This is a genomic window from Actinocorallia lasiicapitis, from assembly GCF_054778695.1.
On the sequence record NZ_BAAGZI010000569.1, the window covers coordinates 1 to 2710 of the forward strand.

General features: G+C 71.7%; 4 protein-coding genes. All 4 read right to left on the bottom strand.

Features of this window, described 5'->3' with window-relative positions:
* On the bottom strand, positions 1 to 451 hold a 451-nt coding region (locus tag ACYVE7_RS32245), incomplete at its 3' end, for an enoyl-CoA hydratase/isomerase family protein (RefSeq protein WP_460370126.1).
* Positions 448 to 1593 (bottom strand): acyl-CoA dehydrogenase family protein, encoded by a 1146-nt coding sequence (locus ACYVE7_RS32250; RefSeq protein ID WP_460370127.1) that lies wholly within the window; start codon positions 1591 to 1593, stop codon positions 448 to 450. The genes ACYVE7_RS32245 and ACYVE7_RS32250, both read right to left, overlap by 4 nt.
* Positions 1590 to 2480, bottom strand: coding sequence for a hydroxymethylglutaryl-CoA lyase (locus tag ACYVE7_RS32255; protein WP_460370129.1), 891 nt, complete (start codon positions 2478 to 2480; stop codon positions 1590 to 1592). Before ACYVE7_RS32255 ends, ACYVE7_RS32250 begins: the two co-directional genes overlap by 4 nt.
* Positions 2480 to 2710, bottom strand: a 231-nt coding sequence (locus ACYVE7_RS32260) for an acyl-CoA carboxylase biotin carboxyl carrier protein subunit (protein WP_460370131.1), incomplete at its 5' end; no start/stop codon positions are given. The genes ACYVE7_RS32260 and ACYVE7_RS32255, both read right to left, overlap by 1 nt.

A 2710-nucleotide genomic window follows, 5' to 3' on the forward strand; every position in this document is an offset into this window, starting at 1 on the left:
GGCCGAGCCTGCGCAGCGCGAGCTGGGTGCCGCCGCCGCCGGGCACCAGCCCGACCGCCACCTCGGGCAGGCCGAACACGGCCGTCTCGTCGGCGACGATCAGATCGCAGGACAGCGCGAACTCGCAGCCGCCGCCGAGGGCGTAGCCGTGCACGGCCGCGACCGTCGGCTGCGGCAGGTTCAGGACCGCCCCGAACGCGGCCCGGAAGAACGGCCGCTGGGCGAGCAGGTCGGCGTCCGACATGGACGCCCGCTCCTTGAGGTCGGCGCCGACGCAGAACGCCTTCGTCCCGTTGGCGGCCAGCACGACCGCCCGGATCCCGGGATCGGCGGCCGTCTCGGCGCAGACGGCCGCCAGTTCGCGCGCCATCTCGGTGGACAGGGCGTTGTGCGCCTCCGGCCGGTCGAGGACGATCTGCGCGACGTGGGCGTCACGGATCAGGGAGATCACGCGCCGACCCCGAGCTGCCGAGCGATGATCATCTTCTGGACCTCGGTGGTGCCCTCGCCGATCTCCAGGATCTTGGCGTCGCGGTAGAAGCGGCCGACGGCGAACTCGTTCATGAAGCCGTAGCCGCCGAAGATCTGGGTGGCGTCGCGGGCATTGTCCATCGCGGCCTCGGACGCGACCAGCTTCGCGATCGCGGCCTCCTTCTTGAACGGCTCGCCGGCCAGCATCTTCGCGGCGGCCGCGTAGTAGGCGGCGCGGGCGGTGAAGGTCCGCACCTCCATCTCGGCGATCTTGAACTGGATGGCCTGGTAGGTGCCGATGGCGTGGCCGAACGCGACCCGCTCCTTGACGTAGCGCAGGCACTCGTCCACACAGCCCTGGGCGAGCCCGACCGAGACGGCCGCGATGGCGATCCGGCCCTCGTCGAGGGTGCGCAGGAACTGGGCGTAGCCGCGGCCCCGCTCCCCGACCAGGTTCGCGGCCGGCACCCGGACGTCGGCGAAGGACAGCTCGTGGGTGTCGGAGCAGTTCCAGCCGACCTTGGAGTACTTCGGCGCGACCGTGAACCCGGGCGTGCCGTTCGGGACGATGATCGTCGAGATCTCGTTCTCGCCGGTCAGCGCCGTGACCGTCACGAAGGCGGTGATGTCGGTGCCCGAGTTGGTGATGAACGCCTTGGAGCCGTTGATGACCCACTCGTCGCCGTCGAGCCGCGCGGTGGTGCGCATCCCGCCGGGCACGTCGGAGCCGCCGCCCGGCTCGGTCAGCCCGAACGCCGCGAGCTTCGCACCGCTGACGAGCTGGGGGAGCAGCGTCCGCTTCTGCTCCTCGGTGCCGTACTTGTAGATCGGCATCGCGCCGAGCGACACCCCGGCCTCGAGCGTGATCGCGACCGAGGAGTCGACCCGCGCCAGCTCCTCCAGGGCGAGGCAGAGCGCGAAGTAGTCGCCGCCCATGCCGCCGTGCTCCTCGTCGAACGGCAGCCCGAACAGCCCCATCCGGCCCATCCCCGCGACGATCTCGTACGGGAACTCCTGCTTCTCGTACAGATCGGCGATGACGGGCGCGACGGCCTTCTGCGCGAACTCCGTCACGCTCTCCTTGAGCGCCGTCTGCTCGTCGGTCAGCGAAAAGTCGATCATTTGGGGCTCCTTGCGGTGACGACGCGTGAGGGGGAGGGACGGCCGAGCGCCGCCGCCATCCAGACGCTGGTGGAGATGAGCGAGTCGAGGTCGACCCCGTGCCGGACGCCGAGTCCGTCCAGCATCCAAACGAGGTCCTCGGTGGCGAGGTTGCCGGTGGCGCTCTCGGCGTACGGGCAGCCGCCGAGGCCGCCCGCCGAGGAGTCGACCGTGGTCACCCCGGACTGGAGGGCGGCCAGGGTGTTGGCCAGGGCCTGCCCGTAGGTGTCGTGGAAGTGCACGGCGAGCCGGCCGGGCGCGCCGAACGCGGCGATCAGCTCCTGGACGCGGCCGGGCGTGCCGACGCCGATGGTGTCGCCGAGGCTGAGCTGGTAGCAGCCCATCTCCAGCAGCCGGGTGCCCGCCGCGACGGCCTGCGGGACCGGCACGTCGCCCTCCCACGGGTCGCCGAAGCACATCGACAGGTAGGCGCGCACGCGCAGCCCTTCGCGCAGTGCCCGTTCGACGGTCGGCGCGAACATCGCGTACTGCTCGTCCAGGGAGCGGTTGAGGTTCTTGCGGGCGAAGGTCTCGGTCGCGCTGCCGAAGATCGCGATCTCGGCGACGCCCGCTTCGAGGGCCCGGTCGAGCCCGCGCTCGTTCGGCACCAGCACCGGGTAGTTCACGCCGGGCCGCCGGTCGAGCCGGGCGAGCAGGTCGGCGGCGTCGGCGAGCTGCGGCACCCACTTGGGGTGGACGAAGCTGGTCGCCTCGATCGTGGTGAGCCCCGCGCCGGCCAGCCGGTCGAGGAACTCGGCCTTGATCTCGACGGGCACGATCGCGGACTCGTTCTGCAGGCCGTCCCGCGCCCCGACCTCGTAGATGGTGACGCTCTCGGGAAGCTCCATCACACGCCCCCGTCCGGGGTGATCTCGGCGAGCACCGCGTCCAGCGCGACCTGCGCGCCGACCCGCGCGGGCAGGCTCGTCACCGTGCCCGCGACGCCCGCGGTGACGGTGTGCTCCATCTTCATCGCCTCGACGATCACGACCGGCTGCCCTTCGGCGACGACGTCGCCCTCGGGCACCTTGACGGCCAGGACCGCGCCCGGCATCGGGCTGCGCAACACCCCGCCGCC